The following is a 21,850-nucleotide window of genomic DNA, read 5'->3' as shown; positions in this document are numbered from 1 at the left end:
GGGAAGGGGTGACTTAGGGTTTGCATCGCTACTGGCGATCCTTTACCGCCTGCCTATCACCGAATTGATGATCGCACGATCTCGTCGACATAGGTCTGCAGTGCCTTCTTCACGGTTTCACGCGGGCCGGTCATCGCTGTTTCTACCGGAGTGAGTCTGTTTGATTGGCCGTCTCGTTCGCCTGTTGCCTCACTGCATCCATCAGGTCTCGTGTCGCCTGGGCGACCTTGGCAACGGGTAGTCGATGAACGCAGTACACGCCGCCCGGATTGCCGGGCTTGCACAAATCGGGCGCAATGCACTGGCAAGGCAACGGCGGCTCAACGGTGCGGTGAAGCACCCCAAGAGGTCCCCAGATGTCGGGTGGCGTGAGGCCATAAAGGCCCACAACCGGGGTTCCGACTGACGCAGCCAGGTGCATTGGGCCGCTCTCGTTTCCCAGAAAGATAAATGCATCCGCAAGCAAAGCAGTTAATGTCTCAAGCGAGATCTTACCAACAACGCTCGCCAATGGTGACGCTGCCATGTCCAAGATTGTCTGCGCGGTTGAGCCTTCATTAGGTCCACCAACCAGTAGTGACCGCAGGCCCGTCGCGGCATAAACCTCGTCGATTATTGCAGCGAACCGTTCAGGTTGCCAACACCGCCCTTCGAACCTTGCTCCAGCGTGCACAGCGACGAAAGCTTTTACAGCCAGCTTGCTTTGCGCCAGAACCTGGGTAGACGCGCTTCGCCCAACCGGTGTGGGTTCAAGCCTCGGCGTCACTTCGCGTAATTCTATCCCAAGGGCTTCAAGCGGGGACAAATACCGGTACAAATAGTGCGCGCCTCCATGACCAAAGGGTTTAGCAAATATATTAGCAGGCTGACCTTCCCAAAACTTCAGGGGCTTTTCCGGGGGGTTGTACCCAACGCGCAGCGGAGCGCCGATTGACCTGTGCAATATCCTTGACGTCTTCGAGTCAGTTACATCAATGGTGAGATCGAATTTTCGGCGACGGAGGTCAGCTACCAAGCTTGAATATTCCTTCACCCGCTGAAGCAGACTTCTACCAGCACTTCTACCGTCGAACCCGATGGCCAGGTCCGCGATATTCTGGCTGATTACGAAGTCTCGCAGGCCAGGAGCGCAGAGCATGGCTATCGCAGCGTTTGGGTAAGCGAGGCGCAGATTTCGCACGAGCACCGAAGTTAGAATGATGTCCCCGATGTACTTCGTCTGAATAACGAGAATGGACTTGACAGTCTGCCGATCAACCATCGAGATATTCAGCACACCAACCTCCTGAAGGGCGGGTAATGTTGGTCATTGGTCGGTTCGCATCTCCGAGAAATGGATATCTCTTTTCACCACCGGAGCTAGATCATCTTTGCTATAGCGTTCGGGACAGCCCATGTTGCAAGCTTCCCTAAGAAGCACTCGTCATGGCATCTGTCCCCGCCACAAGGGCAATCCAGTTTCCGCGGCGAAGTCCCTATCCTCCGCGTAGATTGGCTCGCCTCTACTCACTACCAGGCGAAGCAAATACGCATCTTCGTCGGCATGATATCGAAAGGCATTTCGGGTGTCGTATCCATGCCCAGCCTGGGACAGGGAAAACCCGCTGACTACAACAGGGGCGAAGCCGGCGAAACGCGTCAACATGATCGCGAAGGCTCCGGTGGAGATTTTCCGGTGCCAGCCGCGGGACACATGATATTTGCCGCTAAGCCGCCAGACGATGTTGGCAAGTTGCCATTTGGTGAGCGCCTGCAAGGTATCGAAACCATAATTGAAGGTGCGACAACCAGCTTTCAGCTTGTCTTCAACGTCCGGCCAAACCGGTACGATCAGATGTTTCGCCTGCCGTCCCTTTAACAAATCGCGCTTGTAGAAGTCCTGTTCGCTCGCGCCGACCAAAATGCCGCGGCGGATGACTGCGATATCAGGAAGGCGGAGGCCGAACGTTTCCGCCAAAAGCTGGGAAGCATTGACGGTCACTAGGGCCCAATCGACACCATGTCCCTCCGGGAGGCGAAAATTCGGCGCCGACCCCATCACCAAGGCGGGACCAGTGGCCTTGGGCAACCGAAGAGTTGGCTTTGAGAAGATTGGCAAGAAATCCAAAAGCGGAGTTTTCATGCGGGAACCTGAACGGCATGTTCCTCAAACGCGCGCAGAATGCTCTCTTCTCGCCTCCATAATTCGTCCCATTGCGTGGTGCCGGACCAACCCGCAAACCAAGGGCCGCCGAGCGTGTAGTGCGCCAGCGAGACATCGGCGGGATCGAGTTCCGAAGCCGAAGCCCCTACGAGGTAGTTCCATGCCAGAGGCAATTCCCCGATCTCGTGGTCCTCAAGCCATTTGAAGGCGTGGAGGTCACGTCCAGGCCACGTATTGAGCATCTCGTTGGTCAGCCGTTTGTTGGAGGGATGATCTAGATTCCACAAAACGACCGACGACCAGTTTTTGCGGCGATAGAACGTCTGCATTTGTCCGTCCATCTTGACCGCTTCGGATTCGCGTTGCTGGTGCTTAACCGCCATAATCGCGTAGGAAGGATCGACTAGATCGAGCAGCTTGGCTGGATCCTTCAGAAACAGGACATCACAATCGCAGAACATGGCCCAGCCGCCTTGCCTTATAAACGGAACGGCAAAGCGCGATATGGCAAACTCTGTCGCCATCGGTGCCTCGGAAATCGGGCACCAGAGCTTACCATCCCGTACCACCATCGGTCGCTTCATAATTCCTTGGGCTTCAAGGTCTTTGAGCACCAATGGTAGTATCTGCAACGGCGTGCTTGTCCGCCGATAAGCGCTCCATCGCGCTACGTCTAGAACGCGGGATTCCCGTGGATCATAGCCGATGTAGATTGGTATCATGCCGCAACCCTATAATTGTGCAAATTTCCTCGAATTAAGCAGGGAAGCACTGCAAGCGGAAGACCGAAGTACAGCGGATCACTTGGTCACGGTGGCGAGCGTGCACGGTGATCGGCACCAAATGCGCTATTGGAAAAGATCTCGGGAGAAGCGGGCCACGGCCTCTTCCCCGTCCTTGGCGTAGCAAGGGTAAATCGTAGTCTTCGGCATTGCGCGTTCCTTTCAATCTGAAGTCAGCGTTCCGCGCTTGTTCCTACCCCTCTGAAGTAGGTCGCCAACTGTTTTTCTCCACCTTGCGGAAGAAAGTCGGCAGAAGCAGCTATCCACTCCGCGTCGGAGCGCAAATATCTTGACAGAACCCGGCCGCGGCTTGGCCGAGCTCGATCGTGTCTACCGGCTGTGGAACCTTGGCCTGCAGCGCTTTACGAGTGGGAACCCGAGGACAAATCGACATTACACGTTGGGTCACGGCTGGTGCGGTCCTGGCGCACCCGTCACATCTGATGCGTCGTCACTAACGTCCGCTTTTCGGCGGCGGCACAGCTGACTTCGATAATCGAGATGAGGCGCAAAGCGGCCGTCCAACCGTAGAGTTAGGGACGTCTCTCTCGGGTCATTCGGGACGGGCAGGCACTAACCGATGCCGGTTTCCCTATTCACCCATAACACCCCCGCTCCACCGCCAGCCTCTTCACCAGCGCCAGCACCCCATCGATCGCCGGCGTCGGCTTGCCCGTCAGCCGGCCCAGCTCCTGCACGGCGCCCACTAGCGCGTCGATCTCCATCGGGCGGCCGCGTTCCAGGTCCTGCAGCATCGAGGTCTTGTGGTCGCCGACGTCGCCGGCGCCCTTGATGCGGCGGTCGACGTCTATGGGGAAGCGCACGCCGAGGCTTTCGCCGATCGCCTGCGCTTCCAGCATCATGGCGCGGGCGAGCATGCGGGTGCCCTCGTCGGCGACGATCGCGGCAAGCGTCGAGCCGGTCAGCGCTGAGATCGGGTTGAAGGAGAGATTGCCCCACAATTTTATCCATATCTCTGCGCGTATGTCCTCGCGCACCGGCGCCTGCAGCCCGGCCTTGACCATCTCCCCGGCCAGGAGCGTGACCCTTTCGCTCTTCTCGCCCGAGGGTTCGCCGAGCGAGAAGCGTTTTCCTTCGACATGGCGGATCAGGCCGGGCGCATCGACCTCGACGGCGGGGTAGACCACCGAACCGATGACACGCCGCGGGCCGAGCCGGTCCCAGATCGTGCCGCCGGGGTCGACCTGCTGCAGTTTGGTGCCTTCGAGCGCGCCGCCGTTTTTGTGGAAATACCACCAGGGAACGCCGTTCTGCATGGTGACGACCGCTGTGTGGTCCCCAAGCAGCGGGGCGATCTGGTCGAGCGCGGGCGCGACGGAATGCGCCTTCAGCGCCAATACGACATAGTCCTGTTCGCCAAGCTCTTCCGCCTTTGCGGCGGTCCTGACCGGGGCGGTCGTTTCCTGTCCTTCCTCTATCAGGCGCAGGCCATTGGCCTTGATCGCGTCGAGATGCGCGCCGCGGGCGACGATCGACAGCTCGGTGCGGCCGGCAATCGCCAGCTTGGCCGCGAGGTAGCCGCCGATGGCGCCGGCGCCGAAGATGGTGATCTTCATCATCAGAGCCCGAGCTTGGCGGCGAGCCCGATGCGCTGCAGCTTGCCGGTCGCGCCTTTGGGGATCTCCTCCAGGATCAGCACCTTGCGAGGCACCTTGAAGTCGGCGAGCCGCATCGCGGCATGGGCGCGGATATCGCCCTCGCTGGCGCTCATGCCTTCGCGCAGCACCACGGCCGCGGCCACCTCCTCGCCGAGCTTGTCATGCGGCATGGCGAAGGTGACGACCTGCGCCACCGCCGGATAGTCCATCAGCACATTGTCGACTTCGAGCGGCGAGATCTTCTCGCCGCCGCGGTTTATGATCTCCTTCAGCCGGCCGGTGACCCTGAGATAGCCGTCATCGTCGAGCACGCCCTGGTCGCCGGTGTGGAACCAGCCATGCGCGAAGGCCGTGGCGTTGGCGTCCGGGTTCTTCTCGTAGCCTGAGGTGACATTGGGGCCGCGAATGACGATCTCGCCCGTTTCGCCGGCCTGCATCAGCCGGCCGTCCGGCGCCATCACCGCAACCTCGGGTCCGCCGGCCGCACCGACGCTGCCCGGCTTGCGCAGGCCGGGCGGCAGCCGGTTCGACGCCATCTGGTGCGCGGCCTCGGTCATCCCGTAGGACTCGATGACTGGGCAGCCGAAGGTCGCCTCGAGCTCGGCCATCACCTGCGCCGGCAGCGAGGCCGAGGACGAGCGGATGAAACGCAGGCGCGCCGCCGCCAATGCTTCCGGGTTACGCGCCGCGCGCGCCAGGATCGCCTGGTGCATGGTCGGCACGGCCGTGTACCAGCTCGGCCCGGCGTCGCTCAGCCACTGGAAGAAGCGCAGCGCGTTGAAGCCTGGCGTGCAGTAGATGCTGCCGCCCGATGCCAGCGACGACAGCACCGCCGCGATCAGCCCATGGATATGGAACAGCGGCATGATGTTGAGGCAGCGATCGCTAGCCGTCAGGCCGAGCGTCGCGCCGATATGGCGGGCGGAGGCCGCGACATTGGCATGGCTGAGCGGCACCAGCTTGGGCCGCGACGTCGTGCCGGAGGTGTGCAGCAAAAGCGCGATGTCATCATCTCCAGCCATGGCGGGAGCCGCTTGCGGTCCGACCGCCGCGCCTTCGATGGTGAAGCTGCCGGCCGGCGCGTCCGGCGGCGCGATGAGCCGCAGCACGCCGATGCCAAGGCGCTCGGCCACAGTCACGGCAGGGCCAGTCTCGGTCTCGGCGACCAGGATCGCCTTGGCGCCGATGTCGGTCAGGTAGAAATCGAGCTCGTCCGCCCGGTAGGCGGGGTTGAGCGGCGCCGTCGAGGCTGTGGCGGCGACAGCGATGAAGGCCGTCGCCATCTCCGGCCCGTTGGGCAGCACGATCGCCACCCGGTCGCCTCGGCCGATGCCGCGTGCATGGAGCTGCGTGGCGGTGGTGGCGATCAGCGCGCGCAGCCTGCCATGGGTCAGCGTCGGCCTGTCGGGCGCCAGGATCGCCGGCGCGTCGTCGGCGCCGGCGACGAGGCGGTGGGAAAGGTCTGTGTGGATTTGGGTCATGGTCACCAGCTATGTTTCAAGACTATGGCTTGCGAAAGTCCATCTGATGTCAGCGCCGCCCCTCATTGCCCTGCCGGGCATTTCTCCCCGTATAGGGACGGGGAGAAAGGGGCAGTTTCGGTCTCGGCGCCTGTTCAGCGTGGGCGATTGGCGAAACTGTCGATGACAGTGTCCCCTCTCCCCGTCACTATACGGGGAGAGGATGCCGGCAGGCAGGTGAGGGGCAGCGCCCGCGCCCGGTAGTTCCTCAATACCCCAGCGCCATCCCGTCCTTGCGCGGATCGGATGCCCCCGTCAGCGTTCCCTTTTCCCAGTCGATCAGCACCGCCTGGCCGCCGCCGAGCGGATGGTGCGGCTCGGTGATGGCGTGACCGCGCCGCCGCAGGCCTTCGACCGCCTCGGCGGGCACGTTGCGCTCCGCCTCCACCATACCGTCATTGTAGAACACGCGCGGCGCGTCGAGCGCTTGCTGCGGGTCCATGCCGAAATCGATCATGTTGGTCAGAAGATGGACATGGCCGAAGGGCTGGTAGCCGCCGCCCATGACGCCGAACGGCATCACCACGCGGCCGTTTTTGGTCGCCATGCCGGGCATGATCGTGTGCATCGGCCGCTTGCTGGGCGCGATGGCGTTGGGGTGGGCCGGATCGAGGCGGAAGCTCGAGCCGCGGTTCTGCAGCACGACGCCGGTCTTGGGACCGACGACGCCGCTGCCGAACGAATAATAGGTCGAGTTGATGAAGGAGACCGCGTTGCGGTCGCGGTCGACGATCGAGATATAGACCGTGTCGCTGCCCGGCAGCTGCACGTCGGGCAAATGGGTCATGGCGTGCTCGCGGTCGATCTCGGCGCGCAGCCGGTCGGCATAGGCTGCCGACAGAAGCTGCCTCACCGGCACCGGGACATGGTCCTGGTCGCCGACGAAACGGTCGCGGTCGCGATAGGCCAGCCGCCCGGCCTCGATCTCCAGGTGCAGGCGCTCGGCGCCGTTAGGGTCGAGCCCACCGAGCTTGAAGCCCGACAGCACGTTCAGCATCAAAAGCGCCGTCAGCCCCTGGTTGTTCGGCGGCATCTGGTGGATCTCGTGGCCGCCATAGCTGACGCTCACCGGCGCCACATAGTCGCCCCTGGTCGCGGCGAAATCGTCCGCCGTGTGCAGCCCGCCCAGCTCCTTGAGCCGGCGCACCATGTCGTCGGCGACCGCGCCTTCGTAGAACCCGGCGCGGCCCTGTTTGGCGATCACCCGCAAGGTCGCGGCCAGCTCCGGCTGCCTGTGCACGTCGCCGGCCTTCGGCGCCATGCCGCCCGGCAGGAAGATGCGCGCGGCATGCTCGTCGGCGGAAAGATCGGTTTCGGGTTCGGCCCAGTCGAAGGCGACGCGGTCGTGCACGACATAGCCGTTCTCGGCGTAGTGGATCGCCGGCGCCAGCACCTCGGCCAGGCTCTTGCTGCCATGGTCCTCCAGCAGCCGGCACCAGGCGTCGATGGCGCCCGGCACGGTCACCGCATGCGGCCCCTGTTTGGGAAGCTCGCTAAAACCCTTGTCGCGATACCAGTCGACGGTCGCGGCCGCCGGCGCACGCCCCGAGCCGTTGAAAGCCAGCACTTCGCTTTGCCCCTTGGGGCAGTAGAGGACAAAGCAATCGCCGCCGATCCCCGTCGATTGCGGCTCGACCACGCCCTGCACGGCGGCGGCGCAGATGGCGGCATCCATGGCATTGCCGCCGGCGCGCAGCATCTCGATGGCCGCAAGCGTCGAGAGCGGATGCGATGTCGCGGCAATCGCTTCCGTGGCACGAACCGGCGAGCGGCCGGGAAACTGGAAATCACGCATCTGGTCTGGGTATCCCCCGGTGTCTTGAAGCGAATGGGCACTTGAAGCGAATGGGTCCGATGAAATCAATGCCGGCGGCCGAAGATCTGCGCCAGTGACAACAGCGCGACAGACAGCACGATCAGGCAGGTCGAGATGGCGGCGATGGTCGGGTCGATCTGGTCGCGCAGCGCGTTGAACATGCGGCGCGTCAGTGTCGTGGTCTCCCCGCCCGAGATGAACAGCGAGACGACAACTTCGTCGAAGGAGGTGATGAAGGCAAACAGCGCGCCCGAGACGATCGAGAAGCGGATCTGCGGCATCGTCACCTGCCAGAAGGCAGCGACGCGCCCGGCACCCAGGCTGCGCGCCACCCGCTCCTGGTTCATGTCGTAGGAGCGCAGGCCCGACAGCACCGTCAGCACCACCAGCGGCAGCGCCTGTACCGTATGCGCGATGACCAGCCCGGTCAGCGTGTTGTTGAGGCCGATGCGCGCATAGAGGAAGAAGGTGCCGATGCCGACCAGGATCACCGGGATGATCAGCGACGCCGTCAGCAGCGCGTTGATGGTGCCGTTGAAGCGCAGCGTGCCCCGGTTGATAGCATAGGCGGCGGCAGTGCCGAGCGGCGTCCCCACCAGCGCGGTCATGACCGCGACCTTCACCGACACGATGGTGGCATCGCGCCATTCCAGCGACTGGAAATAGCTTTCATACCAGCGCAGCGACCATTGCCGCGGCGGGAACTGCAGCAGCGTCGAATCCGAGAACGACATGATGACGATGATGACCGACGGCGCGATCAGGAACAACAGCACGAGGCCGCCGAAGGCGTAGAGCCACAGCCGTTGCCGATGCGAGATCGGCAATCCGATATCTTCACTCATCGCGAACTCCATACGCCGGTGGCCCGCGCGCCGAGCAGCCACTGGAACAGGCCGAGAAGCGCCAGCGTGACCACCAGCAGCACCACGCCGAGCGCCGCACCGGCGCCCCAGTTGGAATAGAGGCTGGTGGTCTGTTCCATGCGCATCGCCCACATCACCACCTTGCCGCCACCCATCAGCGCCGGCGTCACGAAGAAACCGAGGCACAGCACGAAGACAATGACCACGCCGGAGGCGAGGCCCGGCACCGACAGCGGAAAGAAGATCTGCCGGAAGGTGGCGGCCGGGCCGGCGCCGAGGTTCATGCCGGCGCGCAGGCAGTCGGTGTCGATCGTCTTCATCGAGGCATAGAGCGGCAAAACCAGAAACGGCAGCAATATATGCGTCATGCCGATGACGACGCCCGAAAAATTGTTGGCCAGCGGCAGCGGCTGGCTGATCACGCCGAGATCGATCAGCCAGCTGTTGATCAGGCCCTTGCGCTGCAGGATCACCAGCCAGGCATAGGTGCGCACCAGCACCGATGTCCAGAACGGCAGGATGACGAAGATCAGGCAGATCGACGCGGCCCGGCGCGGCAGCTGCGACAGCATGTAGGCCAGGGGATAGCCTGTTAGCACGCAGGCGCCGGTGACGATGAAGGCGACCTCGAAGGTGGTGATGAAGGTCCTGATGTAGGAGGCCTGCTCGAAGAAGCGCGCATAGTTGGCGGCGCTCAAGGCGCCGGTCTCGTCGAACAGCGACAGCCAGAACAGCCAGCCGATCGGCACGACGATGATCGCGCAGACAAGGAACAGGCTCGGCGCCAGCAGCGCCAGCAGCCGCAATGATTCGCGCCGCGCGTCGGCGCGCAGGGCCTGCGCGTTCAGGTCCTGCCCCGCCGGCCTGGCGGTCTCCGTCATGAGGGCGGACTGCGCGCTCATCCCTCGGCCGCCACCAGGATCGTGTCCTTGGCATCGAGGCCGAGCGTGATCGGCTGGCCGGGCGCCGGCAGCCTTGCCAGCACATCGCTGCGGCAATAGTCGCGCAGCGTCAGCTGGCGGCCGTCGCGCAGGCTGGCATAGCAGACGAAACTGTCGCCCTGGTAGATGATGTCGCTGACCGTCGCATCGAGCACATTGACGCCGGTCGACGGGTCGGATGCCGTGACCAGCCGCAGCTTCTCCGGTCGCACCACCATCAGATGCGGACCGGCCGGCGGCGTCGGTGCGCCGGTCTGGATCAGCCTGTCCTCATACCAGACCGAGCCATTGCGGCTTTCGACCGGGATGAAGTTCGATTCGCCGATGAAGCCGGCTACGAATTGCGTCTTCGGCGCGGCATAAAGCGTTTCGGGCCTGTCGAGTTGTTCGATGCGGCCACCGTTCATCACCGCGATACGGTCCGACATGGTGATGGCTTCGCGCTGGTCGTGCGTGACATAGACCGTGGTCATGCCGAGACGGCGATGAAGCGCACGCAATTCGATCTGCATATGCTCGCGCAGGCCCTTGTCGAGCGCCGACAGCGGTTCGTCCATCAAGACGATGCGCGGCTCGAAGACGATGGCGCGCGCCAGGGCCACGCGCTGGCGCTGGCCGCCGGAAAGCTGGTCCACCCGGCGCTCGCCCAGGCCATGCAGCTTCACCAGCTCCAGCGCCTTCTCCACCCGCTGCGCTGTCTCTGTCACACCGACGCCGCGCTGCTTCAGCGGAAAGGCGATGTTGTGGAAGACGTTCATATGCGGAAACAGCGCATAGTTCTGGAACACCATGCCGATATTGCGCCGGTGCGGCGGCGTGGTGATGATCTCGTCGCCGCCGACCTTGATCGATCCGCCATTGGCTCGCACGAAACCGGCCAGGATCATCAGCAGCGTCGTCTTCCCCGAGCCCGAAGGCCCAAGCAGCGTCAGGAACTCGCCAGCCTCGACATCGAGGTTCAGGTCGCGCAGCACCGGCACGCTGCCAAATCGTTTCTCGATCGCGCGCATGCCGATCGGCAGCGCGGATGGTGCAATGGACAAGATCGTTATCTCCGAGGCAGAGACTGAAGGAGCGGGGCGGCGCTGCTGCCGTCCCGCAAGGTCAGGATTCCCGCCTATTGCTGGATCAGGTTGTTGAACTTTTCCGTCGCCTCGACGAGGTTGTCGCGCCAGAACTCGGCATCCTGCAACACCTGCTTCTTGACGTTTTCGGGCGCCGAATTGATGTCCTTGATCCGCTCCGGCGGGATCTTGCCGGTCTCGAAGGCCTTCTCGTTCACCGGTCCATTGTCGACATAGAGCGGCAGATTGGCCTGCAATTGCGGGCTGACGAACATGGCCAGCGCCTTCATCGCCGCGTCCTTGTTCTTGGCGCCCTTGGGGATGACCATGCAATCGGCGGTGAGCACGCCCTGGTCGAAGGAGAAGCTGACCGGCGCGCCCTCCTTCTTCAAAGTGCCGGCGCGGCCGTTCCAGATGCTCGCCATGTCGACTTCGCCATCCTTCACCAGTTGCATGGCCTGGGCGCCGGAGGTCCACCAGGCATCGACATGGCCTCGGATCTTGTCGACCGATTTCAGCGCGCCGTCGATATCGACGGGATAGACCTTGTCGATCGGCAGGCCGGAGGCGAGTGCTGCGACGCTCAGCGTCTCCGTCGCCTGGCTGCTGCTCAGCGCGCGCCGTCCCGGAAACTTTTCCACGTTCCAGAAGTCGGCCCATGTCTTCGGGCCCTTGTCGCCGAAGACATCGGTCCGGTAGATCAGCACGACGGACGTGTAGGAAATGCCGACCCAATCGTCATGCACCAGCTTGGGGTTGATGCCGCTCTTGTCGATGATGCCGTAATCCAGCTTTTCGAACAGCCCCTCCTTCGAGCCGCGCGCGCATTCGTCGGCGCCGAGTTCGGTGATGTCCCATTTCACCGCATTGCCGGTCACCTGCAGGCGTACGTCATCGAGGCCGTTGGTCGTGTCTTCCTTGATGGTGATGCCGAGCGCATCGGCGGTCGGCTTGAAGAAGGCCTTGGTCTGCGCCTCCTGATAGGTGCCGCCCCATGAGGCGACGGTGATCGTGTCGGCGGCGACGGCGGGCACTGCCACGGAGGCAATGAGCCCGGCTATCGCTAGAGTTCTAAAGCTGGTGGTCCTGTTCATTTCGGTTCTCCGACCGGTGTTCCCATTTGTTTTTTGATTTGGCATGCGATTTTGTATACAATTTAGAATGTAGCCGAGAGATCGGTGTTGTCAACTGCGACGGGCGCGATCGGTTGGACGGCGGGAACGGCGCCGCGGGGCGTGGCAAATTACGCCGACTGCGACTACAAACGAGGCGATGTCCGGCTAAAGCGGCCGGAGAACTGGAAACGGAACTTGGCCAAGGAACCAAAAAACACGCTGCGCGACTCGGTCTATTCCGCGCTCAAGGCGATGATCGTGACCGGCCAGATTCCGCCGGGTTCACGCGTCACCGAAAGCGACATCGCGGCGAAACTCAATGTCAGCCGCACCCCCGTGCGCGAAGCCTTCAATCGCCTTGAGCGCGACGGGCTGGTCACCGGCCGGCCGCGCCAGGGCTATGCCGTCACCGAGTTCGACATCAACATGTTCCGCGAGGCCTTCGCCATCCGCGAACTGCTCGACGGTCACGCGACCGAACTGGCGGCGGCCGCCGCGACCGAGAAGGACAAGGCGCGGCTGCGCGCCATGCTGGCCGAGTGCGAGCGGCTGGCCGCCATTCCAGATCGCACGACGCGGGAAAAATTCCAGGAACTGGAGGTCGGCATCGATCTCCACCGCGTCATTGCCGAGATCAGCGGCAATGTCATGCTGCATGGCATGCTGTGCGGCATCCTCGACAAGTGCCAGCATTATGTCTGGACCGAACTCTTGTGGCTCGATGAATGGAAGATCGCCCGCGACGAACACGCCGAGATCGTCGAGGCGATCTGCGCAAACGATGTCAGCCGCGCCGGCGCCCTGGCCCGCGCGCATGTGCGCGGTTCGCGCGAGAACGTGCTGCGCCTGCTGCAGGCGAAATCGGATTATCAGAGCTTCCTGGCCAAGGCGTCCTGAGCGGACAGCCATTCATCCTACCAGGTCCAGGCACCCTTTCCGAGCGTGGCCACCGCGTCGACGATCCGGGTGAAGCTCGCGCGGGCGCGGCCAACGGTATGCCGAGCCCTGAGATAGCCGTGCACCAGGCCGGGCTCCTCGAACCAGGTGGCGCGCCCGCCTGCCGCGACGATGCGATCGCGATAAGCCTCGCCATCGGATGACAGCGGGTCGCACTGGGCGGTGATCAGCATGGTCGGCGGCAGATTGGCGAAATCGGCATCGGCCAGCGGATACAGCGTGATGTCACCGGTCTGGTCCACGCCGCCGGTACGGATGTTCTTGTAGAATTCAAGGTCGCGTATCGTCAGCATCGGCGCCTCGGCATGCGTCACATAGGAGCCGCGCGCGCGATCGCCGCCGAGGCCGGGATAGATCAGCACCTGGCCGATCGGCTTTTTCGCGTGGCCACGTGTCGCGTGCGCAACGGCGGCGCAAAGATTGCCGCCGGCGCTGTCACCGCACAGCAAGACCGGGCGGTCGTAGGTCCCGGCGGCCCATTCGAAGGCGCTCATCGCATCGTCGAAAGCGGCCGGATGCAGATGCTCCGGCGCCAGCCGGTAGTCGACCGAGACCACCTCATAACCGGTGCGGCCGCAAAGCTCGGCGCAGACGTCGTCATGGCTGTCCAGCCCGCCGAGGATGAAGCCCCCGCCATGGAGGTAGAGCACCATGGCGGCACGGTCCGGCTTTGCGTTGCGGTAGATGCGGATCGGGATATCGCATGCCGGCCCGGCAATAGCGGTGATCTCCGCAGTCACCCCCTCGGGGTAGCCGGCAAAGAACTCGCGGCACATGCGATGGTAGATCTCGCGCTGCTGCGCGATGGTGTAATCGATCGTGTCGGGCGGATAATAGGAATTCGTCCGCTCGATGAAAGCCCAGGTCTCGGCGTCGATGAGTTTGCTGTAGTCGGTCATGCTGCTTGGACCGAATGTGGAGGTTGAGGCCAGAGGGGGGTGTGACGGAACATCATCGTCGGCGAGCTATCTCCCCTTCCAAACCGGCTCCCGCTTCTCCGCAAAGGCGCGGAAACCCTCCATGCCGTCCTCCGACCCGTAGAGCGCATCGACCGTCGGCAACTGCCGGCGCGTCACCTTGTTCATCGCCTCCTGGAAGGTGAGCGATTCCGCCACCCGCGCGGTCTCCTTGATCGCTGCGAACACCAGCGGCGGGCCGCTGGCGAGCAGCCGGGCGATCTCCCAGACGCGGTCCTCGAGCTTTTCCTTGGGCAGCACCTCGTTGACCAGGCCCCAGCGATGCGCCTCGGCGACATCCATCCAGCGGCCGGTGAGCAAAAGGTCCATGGCGACATGATAGGGGATGCGCTTCGGCAGCTTGATCGTCGCCGCGTCGGCCAGCGTGCCGGCGCGGATTTCGGGCAGCGCGAAGGAGGAATGATCGGAGGCGTAGATGAGATCGCAGGACAGCGCCAGCTCGAAGCCGCCGCCCACCGCCATGCCGTTGACGCAGGCGATGACCGGCTTATTCAGGTCGCGCAGTTCCTGCAGGCCGGCGAAACCGCCGACGCCATAGTCGCCGTCGACCGCGTCGCCGCTCGCGGCGGCCTTGAGGTCCCAGCCGGCGCTGAAGAACTTGTCGCCGGCGGTCTTGACGATGGCGACGCGCAGGTCGGGATCGTCGCGGAACGCCTTGAAGGTTTCGCCCATCAGCCGCGATGTTTTCAGGTCGATGGCATTGGCCTTGGGGCGGTCGAGCGTGACCTCGAGGATCAAGCCTTCGCGGCGGGTCGAAATGACGTCAGACATTCTTGTTTTCTCCCAGCACCAGCAATGCATCGGCGATCCAGGCGCCCTTGCCCTCGGAGCAGACGATCAGCGGATTGATGTCGAGTTCCTCGATCTCGCCGGCATTCTCCTGCACGAAGCCGGCAATGCCCGCGATGGCGTCGATTGCGGCCTGGACATCGGCCTTCGGCCGGCCGCGATAGCCCTCGAGCAGCGGGAACAGTTTCAGGCCGCGCAGTGCGGCCTCGATGTCGTCGCGCGTTGCCGGCAGCATCAGCGTGACGCTGTCGCGCAGCAATTCGACCAGCACGCCGCCAGTGCCCAGCGTCATCACGGCGCCGAACATCGGATCGCGGGTGAAGCCGACGATCAGTTCGGCGACGCCGTCGCGCACCATGCGCTCGACATAGAGCCCGGTGCCGAGCGGCAACAGGTCATGCGCCGCGGTGCTGACCGATTCGGCGTCCTTGAGGTTCAGCCTGACGGCGCCCACCTCGGACTTGTGGGTGACGCCAAGCGCCTTCAGGGCGACGGGGAAGCCGAGCGCCATGGACGAGATCACCGCTTCGACCGCATTGCCGGCGCGTTCGCCTTTTGGCACCGGAAGCCCGGCCTTGATCAGCCGCGCCTTGGCTTGCGCCTCGTCGGGCGTAACATGATCGCCACCGGCCGCGCCCGACGCCGATGTATCCACCGGCTGCGCCTGCGGCTCGCGCCAGGCCCAGCCGATGAAGGCCGCCGCCTGGGCGGCGTCCATCGCTTCGGAAATGCCGAAAAGCGGCACCATGCCGCGCGCCATCAGCTCGGCGGTGTATTCCTCCGGCAGGTTCTCCGGCAGCGAGGAGACGATGGCGCCATGCGCCTTGTTGGTCTTCAGCGCCGATTCGAAAGCGCGCAGCGTCGCCCACCAGTCGGTCACCGAGCAGCGATCGGGACGCGGGAAGTCGAGCACCAGCATGTTGAGGTCGAAGCCGCCCGACACCATGGCGGTGAAGGTGGCGGTCATCGCCGGCTCGTTGTTCCAGATGAAGGTGTGATAGTCCAGGGGATTGGCCACCGCGACCAGCGGCCCGAGCGTCGATTTGACATGGGCGCGATGGGTGTCGTTCAGGACCGGGAAGTTGACCCATCGGCCTTCGGCGCTGTCGGCCATGACCGATGCCTCGCCGCCCGAACAGCTCATCGACGACAAGGTATAGCCAGGCAGCGGGCCGGTGATGTGCAGCAGCTTCAGCGCCTCGATGAAGGAGGGGATGGAATCGACGCGAGCGATGCCAAGCCGCTTCAGGAAGGCGCCGGAAGCAGCGTCCGAGCCGGCGAGTGACGCCGTGTGCGAGACGGTTGCCTGCCGCGCCTGTTCGGAGCGGCCGACCTTCATGGCGATGATCGGCTTCTTGAGCTCACGTGCCCTTGCCGCCAGGCGCTCGAAGCCGGCTACCGAATCGAACGCCTCGATGTGCAGGCCAAGCGAGGTGACGCGCTCGTCCTCGATCAGGCCGAGCGCCATTTCGGACAGGCCGGTCTGCGCCTGGTTGCCTGCGGTCATCAGGAAGGCGATCGGTAGGCCGCGCTTCTGCATCGTCATGTTGATGGCGATGTTGGACGACTGGGTGATGATGGCGACACCCTTGCCGCCCTCTTCCAACCTGATGCCGCCATGCTGGTCTGGCCACAAAAGCGCGCCGTCGGCATAGTTGATCAGGCCGTAGCAGTTCGGGCCGATGATCGGCATCTGGCCGGCGGCGGCCACCAGTTCGGCCTGCAGCCTTTCGCCGTCCTCGTCATAGGCCTCGGTCTCGAGGAAGCCGGCGGCAAAGCAGACGGCGCCGCCGGCGCCGCGTTCGGCCAGCGCCTTGACCACCTCGATGGTGAGGTGCCGGTTGACGCCGACAAAGGCCGCGTCCGGCGCGCCGGGCAAATCGGCGACGGATCGGTAGGCCTTGCGTCCGGCCACTTCGTCCTTGGTGGGGTGCACCGGCCAGATCTCGCCGGCAAAGCCCATCTTGATCGATTGCGCCACGACGGCGGCGGCCTGCACGCCGCCGAACACGGCGATCGATTTGGGGCGCAGGAGGCGTTCAAGTTTATGCATCGATCAAGCCCCGAACGCGCGCAGCAGCGCCCGCGAAATAATATGTCGCTGAATCTCCGACGTGCCTTCCCAGATGCGTTCGACGCGGGCGTCGCGCCAGATGCGCTCCAGCGGCAGGTCGTCCATCAGACCCATGCCGCCATGGATCTGGATGGCCTCGTCGGCAACGAAGGCGAGCATTTCGGTGGCCTTCAGCTTGGCCATGGCCATGTCCTGGTCGGTGACAGTGCCCTGATCGTACTTCCAGCCGGCTTCGAACACCATCAGGTCGGCGGCCTTGAGTTCCGTCGCCATGTCGGCGAGCTTGAACGACACGCCCTGGAACTTGCCGATCTGCTGGCCGAACTGCTGGCGCTGCGCGGCGTATTCGACCGCATGGCCAAGCGCGCGCTCGGCACGGCCGAGGCAGGTGGCGCCGACCTGCAGCCGCGTGGCGCCGAGCCAGGAATTAGCGACGTCGAAGCCCTTGTGCACCTCGCCCAGAACCTGGGATGCCGGCAGCCGGCAATCGTCGAATTCGAGGATGGCGTTGGTGTAGCCGCGATGCGAGACATTGCGATAGCCGTCGCGCACCGTGAATCCCTTGGTGCCCTTGTCGACGAAGAAGGCGGTGATCTTCTTGCGCTTTCCGCGCGGTGAATCCTCTTCGCCCGAGGCCATGAAGACGATGGCGAAATCGGCGAGATCGGCGTGGGAGATAAAATGCTTGGTGCCGTTCAGCACCCAGTCGTCGCCATCCTGCACGGCGGTCGCCTTCATGCCGCGCAGGTCGGAGCCGGCGCCCGGCTCGGTCATCGCCAGGCAGTCCCATTTCTCGCCGCGGATGCAGGGGAAAAGATACTTTTCGCGCTGCTCCGGCGTGCCGGCGAGCAGGATGTTGGAAGGGCGCGCCACGCAGGTCCAGTGCAGCGCGTAATTGGCGCGGCCGAGTTCCTTCTCGTAGAGCAGCCAGGTCACCGTATCGAGCCCCGCGCCGCCGACATCGGCAGGCATGTTGGCGGCATAGAGGCCCGCCTCGATCGCCTTCGCCTTGATCTCCTCGATCAGCTCGCGGCGCAGCACGCCGGTGCGCTCGACCTCGCGCTCGTGCGGATAAAGCTCGTTCTCGACGAAGGCGCGCGTCGTCTCGACAATGAGTTTCTGCTCTTCCGAAAGACCGAAATCCATGGTCTCAGCCCTTCTTCTTTTTCTTCGGCTTTTCGGCTTTCTTCACCGGCTTGGCGGCCCTGGCCCTTTCCGCTGCCTTTGAGGCCACGGGCTTCTTCGCCGCCAGCTTGGCGAGCTGTCTTGTGTAATCCTTGTGCAGCGCGCCGGCGCCCCAGCCCTTGCCCTTGTTCTGCTTCGACAGCGCATCCATGATCGCGACCAGATTGTCGTCGCGGATCTTTTCCAGTTCGCGGATCGACAGGCCGTGCGCCTGGTCGTCAGACTGGGTGGCGATCAGGTCGACTAGCTCATCGTTGAACTCCGGCACGTCCATCAGCTTGGTCCACGGCCATTTCAGGCAGGGCCCGAACTGCGCCATGAAGTGGCGCATGCCGGCCTCGCCGCCGGCAACGCGATAGACCTGGAACATGCCCATCTGCGCCCAGCGCAGGCCGAAGCCGTAGCGCATGATGTCGTCGAGTTCCTCGACCGTGCAGATGCCGTCCTTGATCAGCCACAGTGCCTCGCGCCAGGCGGCTTCGAGCAGGCGGTCGCCGACGAAAGCCTCGATCTCCTTGCGGATGACGACCGGCTTCATGCCGATCGAGGCATAGATTTCCTTGGCGACTTCGATGGCTTCCGGGAAAGTCTGGTCGCCGCCGACGATCTCGACCAGCGGCAGCAGATAGACCGGGTTGAACGGATGGCCGACGACCAGCCGTTCCGGGTGCCTCTTCATCGCCACCTGCATGTCGGTCGGCTTGATGCCCGAGGTCGAGGAGCCGACGATGGCGTTGGCCGGCGCGTGGGTGTCGATCTCGGCCAGCACCTTGTGCTTTAGGTCGAGCCGTTCCGGCACGCTTTCCTGGACGAAGTCGGCATCCGCGACCGCCTCGGCGATCGTCTTGGCGAAGGTCAGCTTGCCCTCTTTGGGCAGGCCGCCCGGCACCATCTGCCTATAGGCGCGGCGCGCGCCCTTCATCACTTCCGAGACCTTGCGCGAAGCTTCGGGATCGGGATCGAAGATCGACACGTCGATGCCGTTGAGCAGGAGCCGCGCCACCCAGCCGGCGCCGATGACCCCGCCGCCGATGGCGGCCGCCTTGTTGATGATGCTCATTGAGAGGCTCCGGTTCTTGTCCTGGCGGTTTCGGGATCGGCGAGAGGCACGCGCTCGCCGGCGCGGATGACCGAGGGGTCGTAGGCTTTGCGGGCGAAGACTTCGAGCACGAACGGCCGGAAGAAGTCGATCGGCAGTGTCTCATAGTCAGGGTCGAAGCTCGACTGGTCCCAGCGTTCGCAAAACTGGTCGCAATCGTCGAAATAGGCATGACCGGCGAAGCGGTCGCGCGCATGGCGATTGCCGCCGAGATGGTGGGCGTAGTAGAGGCGCTGGAAGTCGCCATGCTTCTCCACCACCCAGGTGCATTGCTCGCGCACGAAAGGTTTCAGGATCGAAGCGGCGTATTCGTCGTGATTGTAGGGCGCGTAGATGTCGCCGATGTCGTGCAGAAGCGCACAGGCTATCCAGTCGGTGTCGGCGCCGTCGCGCCAGGCCCGCGTCGCCGCCTGCAGCGAATGACCCAGCCGCGTGATCTTGTAGCCGGACAGGCCTTCGTCGAGCTGCACCAGCGCGTCGAGCAGCCGCTCGCCGGTCCTGGCCGCGTAGTCGATCTCGTGCGCGGTCAGGAACTCGTAGTCTTGCCTGTCGCCATCCTTCATGGCGGTGAATTTTACAGTAGCCATATCGACCCTCCCTGCGAATAATTTATGCCGCGATCGGCGCTCGCTTGGTCAGGTTGAGCTTCTTGCGCACTTCTTCCGGCCCCAGGATCCGGGCGCCGAGATTGGTGACGATCGAGGCGGCACGCTCGACCAATTGCGCATTGGTCGCCAGCACGCCCTTGTCGAGCCACAGATTGTCCTCGAGGCCGACGCGGACATTGCCGCCGGCGAGCACGGCGGCAGCGGCGTAGGCCATCTGGTTGCGGCCGATGGCGAAAGCCGACCAGTTCCATGTCGACGGCACGTTGTTGACCATCGCCATGAAGGTATTGAGATCGTCGGGCGCCCCCCACGGCACGCCCATGCAGAGCTGCACCAGCGCGTCCGGATCGAGCACCTTTTCCTCGACCAGTTGCTTGGCGAACCAGAGATGTCCGGTGTCGAAGGCCTCGATTTCCGGCTTGACGCCGAGCGCCGTCATCATGCCGCCCATGGCGCGCAGCATGCCGGGCGTGTTGGTCATGACATAGTCGGCCTCGGCGAAATTCATGGTGCCGCAGTCGAGCGTGCAGATTTCCGGCAGGCACTGGCGCACATGTTCCATGCGGTTGGTGGCGCCGCCCATGTCGGTGCCTTTTTCGTTGAGCGGCAGCGGCGCTTCGGGCGAGCCGAACACCATGTCTCCGCCCATGCCGGCGGTGAGGTTCAGGATGACGTCGACATCCGCCGCGCGGATGCGCTCGGTCACCTCGCGGTAGAGATGCACGTCGCGCCTGGGCTTGCCGGTTTCGGGGTCGCGCACATGGCAATGGACGATGGCAGCGCCGGCCTTGGCCGCGTCGATCGCCGAATCGGCGATCTGCTTGGGCGAGCGCGGCACGTGGGGTGAGCGATCCTGCGAGCCGCCGGACCCGGTCACGGCACAGGTAATGAAGACCTCACGGTTCATCGCGAGCGGCATCGAAACTCTCCTCCCATTCGAAACAGCCCCTACCATCGCTCGACTTGATCAAAGCTGCTTTGCGTTTTACGAAGGCGACATGATCAAAAGCGAAAAGTCCGTCTTTCGCGCCGAACGTGAGACCCTCAAGGTAACGTTCCTGGTGTTTTCCGGCTCCTCGATCATGTGCGTCGCTTCCGCCGTCGACCCGCTGCGGGCCGCCAATCGCATTTCCGGCGAGACCCTGTTCGACTTCAAACTGGTCTCGGTGACAGGCGAGGCGCCGGTTACCACCTGCGGCCTGCCGGTGGCGGTCAGCGGCCGTTTCGACGCCAAGGAGACAACCGACGTTCTCGTCGTCGTCGCCGGTTTCGGCACCCAGAATTACGCGACGTCGGCTCTGCTTTCAGGTTTGCGGAGGGCAGCGCGGGCGGCCCGCGCGTGCGGCGGCGTCGAGGCCGGCACCTGGCTGGTGGCGCGCGCCGGCCTGCTGGAGGGCCGCAGCGCCACCACCCATTGGGAAGACATGGAGGATTTTTCGTCGGCTTTTCCCGGCGTCGATGTCCGGCCGGACCGCTATGTCATCGATGGGCCGGTGTTCACCTCGGGCGGCGCCTCGCCGACCTTCGACCTGATGCTGCACTTGATTCGCACGCGACTCGGCATGGCGGTGGCGCTCGATGTCGCCAGCGTCTTCATCTACGACCAGGCGCGTGCCGCGACTGATGCCCAGCCGCTGGTCTCGCTCGGCCGGCTCGACGGCTACGATCCGCGGCTGGCGCAAGCGATCCGCTTGATGGAAGCGCATGTCGACCAGCCGCTGACCATCGACGCGGTGGCCAGGCGCGCCGGGGTGACGGCGCGTACCCTGGAAAGCATCTTTCGCAAGTCGATCGGCGAGACGCCGGGCGCCTACTATCTCAGGCTGCGCCTGGGCGCCGCGCGCCGGCTCGTTGTCGACACCCGGATCGCCATGGCGGATATCGCCGGGCGGACGGGGTTCTCGTCTGCCGCGGCCTTTTCGAGAGCATTTTCAAGGGCTTTTGGCGAAGCCCCTGTCAGGCTTCGCCGAGGTTGATCCAGGTGGCTCAGGCGGCGTTTTGCCGGTCGCTGCCGCCATCGATCTGTGAGCGCATCTGTCTAGCCAGATGGGTCTCGAAACGGCTGGCAACAGCACGATCCCATTCGTTGGACCGGCGCGCGCCATCCCTGGGATGCGGCATTGCCATCAACCGGTCGATGATCGATCCGGCCTCGCCAGGTGAGAGCAGGGCGTCGATTTCACGTTCGTTCTGCATATCGGTTCGCCTCCTTCTTCCTCTCCCGCCACGAGCCATACCTATACGAGATTCGTGACGGCAGTTTGAAGGCAAGAGCGAGGTCATTGAGAGGCGGCA

20 protein-coding genes are annotated in these 21,850 nt (G+C 64.0%); 2 read left to right on the top strand and 18 right to left on the bottom strand.

The window, feature by feature from the left end; all coding sequences use genetic code 11:
• Positions 1–142 precede the first annotated feature (142 nt).
• The 10 genes from LB554_RS09485 to LB554_RS09440 form a co-directional block, all read right to left on the bottom strand.
• The gene (locus tag LB554_RS09485) at positions 143–1,276 is read right to left on the bottom strand and encodes a glycosyltransferase family 9 protein (RefSeq protein WP_224584225.1); all 1,134 of its coding nucleotides are present in this window, start codon (positions 1,274–1,276) and stop codon (positions 143–145) included.
• 147 nt (positions 1,277–1,423) lie between these two features.
• Positions 1,424–2,122, bottom strand: a complete 699-nt coding sequence (locus LB554_RS09480) for a hypothetical protein (protein WP_224584223.1) — start codon at positions 2,120–2,122, stop codon at positions 1,424–1,426.
• Positions 2,119–2,757, bottom strand: coding sequence for a hypothetical protein (locus tag LB554_RS09475; protein WP_224525446.1), 639 nt, complete (start codon positions 2,755–2,757; stop codon positions 2,119–2,121). Before LB554_RS09475 ends, LB554_RS09480 begins: the two co-directional genes overlap by 4 nt.
• Before the next feature lie 764 nt (positions 2,758–3,521).
• A complete protein-coding gene (locus LB554_RS09470; RefSeq protein ID WP_224584222.1) occupies positions 3,522–4,502 on the bottom strand; it encodes a 2-dehydropantoate 2-reductase in 981 nt (326 codons plus the stop codon).
• Between the two features lie 2 nt (positions 4,503–4,504).
• Positions 4,505–6,025, bottom strand: coding sequence for an acyl--CoA ligase (locus LB554_RS09465; RefSeq protein ID WP_224584234.1), 1,521 nt, complete (start codon positions 6,023–6,025; stop codon positions 4,505–4,507).
• A gap of 247 nt (positions 6,026–6,272) precedes the next feature.
• A complete protein-coding gene (gene ggt, locus LB554_RS09460) occupies positions 6,273–7,859 on the bottom strand; it encodes a gamma-glutamyltransferase (protein WP_224584220.1) in 1,587 nt (528 codons plus the stop codon).
• Positions 7,860–7,924: 65 nt separating this feature from the next.
• Entirely contained in the window at positions 7,925–8,725 is an 801-nt protein-coding gene (locus LB554_RS09455; protein ID WP_224584218.1) for an ABC transporter permease, read from the bottom strand.
• On the bottom strand, positions 8,722–9,648 hold the full coding sequence (locus tag LB554_RS09450; protein ID WP_140791978.1) for an ABC transporter permease: 927 nt from the start codon (positions 9,646–9,648) through the stop codon (positions 8,722–8,724). Before LB554_RS09450 ends, LB554_RS09455 begins: the two co-directional genes overlap by 4 nt.
• Positions 9,645–10,730, bottom strand: a complete 1,086-nt coding sequence (locus LB554_RS09445; protein WP_140620556.1) for an ABC transporter ATP-binding protein — start codon at positions 10,728–10,730, stop codon at positions 9,645–9,647. Before LB554_RS09445 ends, LB554_RS09450 begins: the two co-directional genes overlap by 4 nt.
• 74 nt (positions 10,731–10,804) lie before the next feature.
• On the bottom strand, positions 10,805–11,845 hold the full coding sequence (locus tag LB554_RS09440) for an ABC transporter substrate-binding protein (RefSeq protein ID WP_023772116.1): 1,041 nt from the start codon (positions 11,843–11,845) through the stop codon (positions 10,805–10,807).
• Positions 11,846–12,061: 216 nt separating this feature from the next.
• Between LB554_RS09440 and LB554_RS09435 the strand changes: the two genes are divergently transcribed.
• Positions 12,062–12,763, top strand: a complete 702-nt coding sequence (locus LB554_RS09435; protein WP_181171410.1) for a GntR family transcriptional regulator — start codon at positions 12,062–12,064, stop codon at positions 12,761–12,763.
• Positions 12,764–12,780: 17 nt separating this feature from the next.
• On the opposite strand, the gene LB554_RS09430 is transcribed toward LB554_RS09435, so the two are convergent.
• The 7 genes from LB554_RS09430 to LB554_RS09400 all read right to left on the bottom strand — a co-directional run bounded on the left by LB554_RS09430 (position 12,781) and on the right by LB554_RS09400 (position 20,474).
• Positions 12,781–13,722, bottom strand: coding sequence for an alpha/beta hydrolase (locus tag LB554_RS09430; RefSeq protein ID WP_224584217.1), 942 nt, complete (start codon positions 13,720–13,722; stop codon positions 12,781–12,783).
• A 66-nt stretch (positions 13,723–13,788) separates the two neighbouring features.
• A complete protein-coding gene (locus tag LB554_RS09425; protein WP_140620564.1) occupies positions 13,789–14,571 on the bottom strand; it encodes a carnitinyl-CoA dehydratase in 783 nt (260 codons plus the stop codon).
• The gene (locus tag LB554_RS09420) at positions 14,564–16,642 is read right to left on the bottom strand and encodes an acetate--CoA ligase family protein (protein ID WP_224584216.1); all 2,079 of its coding nucleotides are present in this window, start codon (positions 16,640–16,642) and stop codon (positions 14,564–14,566) included. Before LB554_RS09420 ends, LB554_RS09425 begins: the two co-directional genes overlap by 8 nt.
• A 3-nt stretch (positions 16,643–16,645) precedes the next feature.
• Complete coding sequence (locus tag LB554_RS09415; protein ID WP_224584214.1) at positions 16,646–17,809, bottom strand: acyl-CoA dehydrogenase family protein; 1,164 nt, start codon at positions 17,807–17,809, stop codon at positions 16,646–16,648.
• 4 nt (positions 17,810–17,813) lie between these two features.
• A complete protein-coding gene (locus LB554_RS09410; RefSeq protein ID WP_224584213.1) occupies positions 17,814–18,908 on the bottom strand; it encodes a carnitine 3-dehydrogenase in 1,095 nt (364 codons plus the stop codon).
• Positions 18,905–19,534: an HD domain-containing protein gene (locus tag LB554_RS09405; RefSeq protein WP_140719360.1), complete on the bottom strand. Its 630-nt coding sequence runs from the start codon at positions 19,532–19,534 to the stop codon at positions 18,905–18,907. The genes LB554_RS09410 and LB554_RS09405 overlap by 4 nt, the downstream gene beginning before the upstream one ends.
• Before the next feature lie 22 nt (positions 19,535–19,556).
• Positions 19,557–20,474, bottom strand: coding sequence for a 3-keto-5-aminohexanoate cleavage protein (locus LB554_RS09400; protein WP_023772124.1), 918 nt, complete (start codon positions 20,472–20,474; stop codon positions 19,557–19,559).
• 79 nt (positions 20,475–20,553) lie between these two features.
• Between LB554_RS09400 and LB554_RS09395 the strand changes: the two genes are divergently transcribed.
• The gene (locus tag LB554_RS09395; protein WP_015314601.1) at positions 20,554–21,531 is read left to right on the top strand and encodes a GlxA family transcriptional regulator; all 978 of its coding nucleotides are present in this window, start codon (positions 20,554–20,556) and stop codon (positions 21,529–21,531) included.
• 10 nt (positions 21,532–21,541) lie between these two features.
• On the opposite strand, the gene LB554_RS09390 is transcribed toward LB554_RS09395, so the two are convergent.
• Complete coding sequence (locus LB554_RS09390; protein ID WP_015314600.1) at positions 21,542–21,751, bottom strand: hypothetical protein; 210 nt, start codon at positions 21,749–21,751, stop codon at positions 21,542–21,544.
• Positions 21,752–21,850: the final 99 nt, after the last annotated feature.

The sequence above is a fragment of the Mesorhizobium sp. CO1-1-11 genome, from assembly GCF_020164995.1.
GTDB lineage: Bacteria > Pseudomonadota > Alphaproteobacteria > Rhizobiales > Rhizobiaceae > Mesorhizobium > Mesorhizobium australicum.
This window is presented reverse-complemented; position numbering and strand designations above follow the sequence as displayed.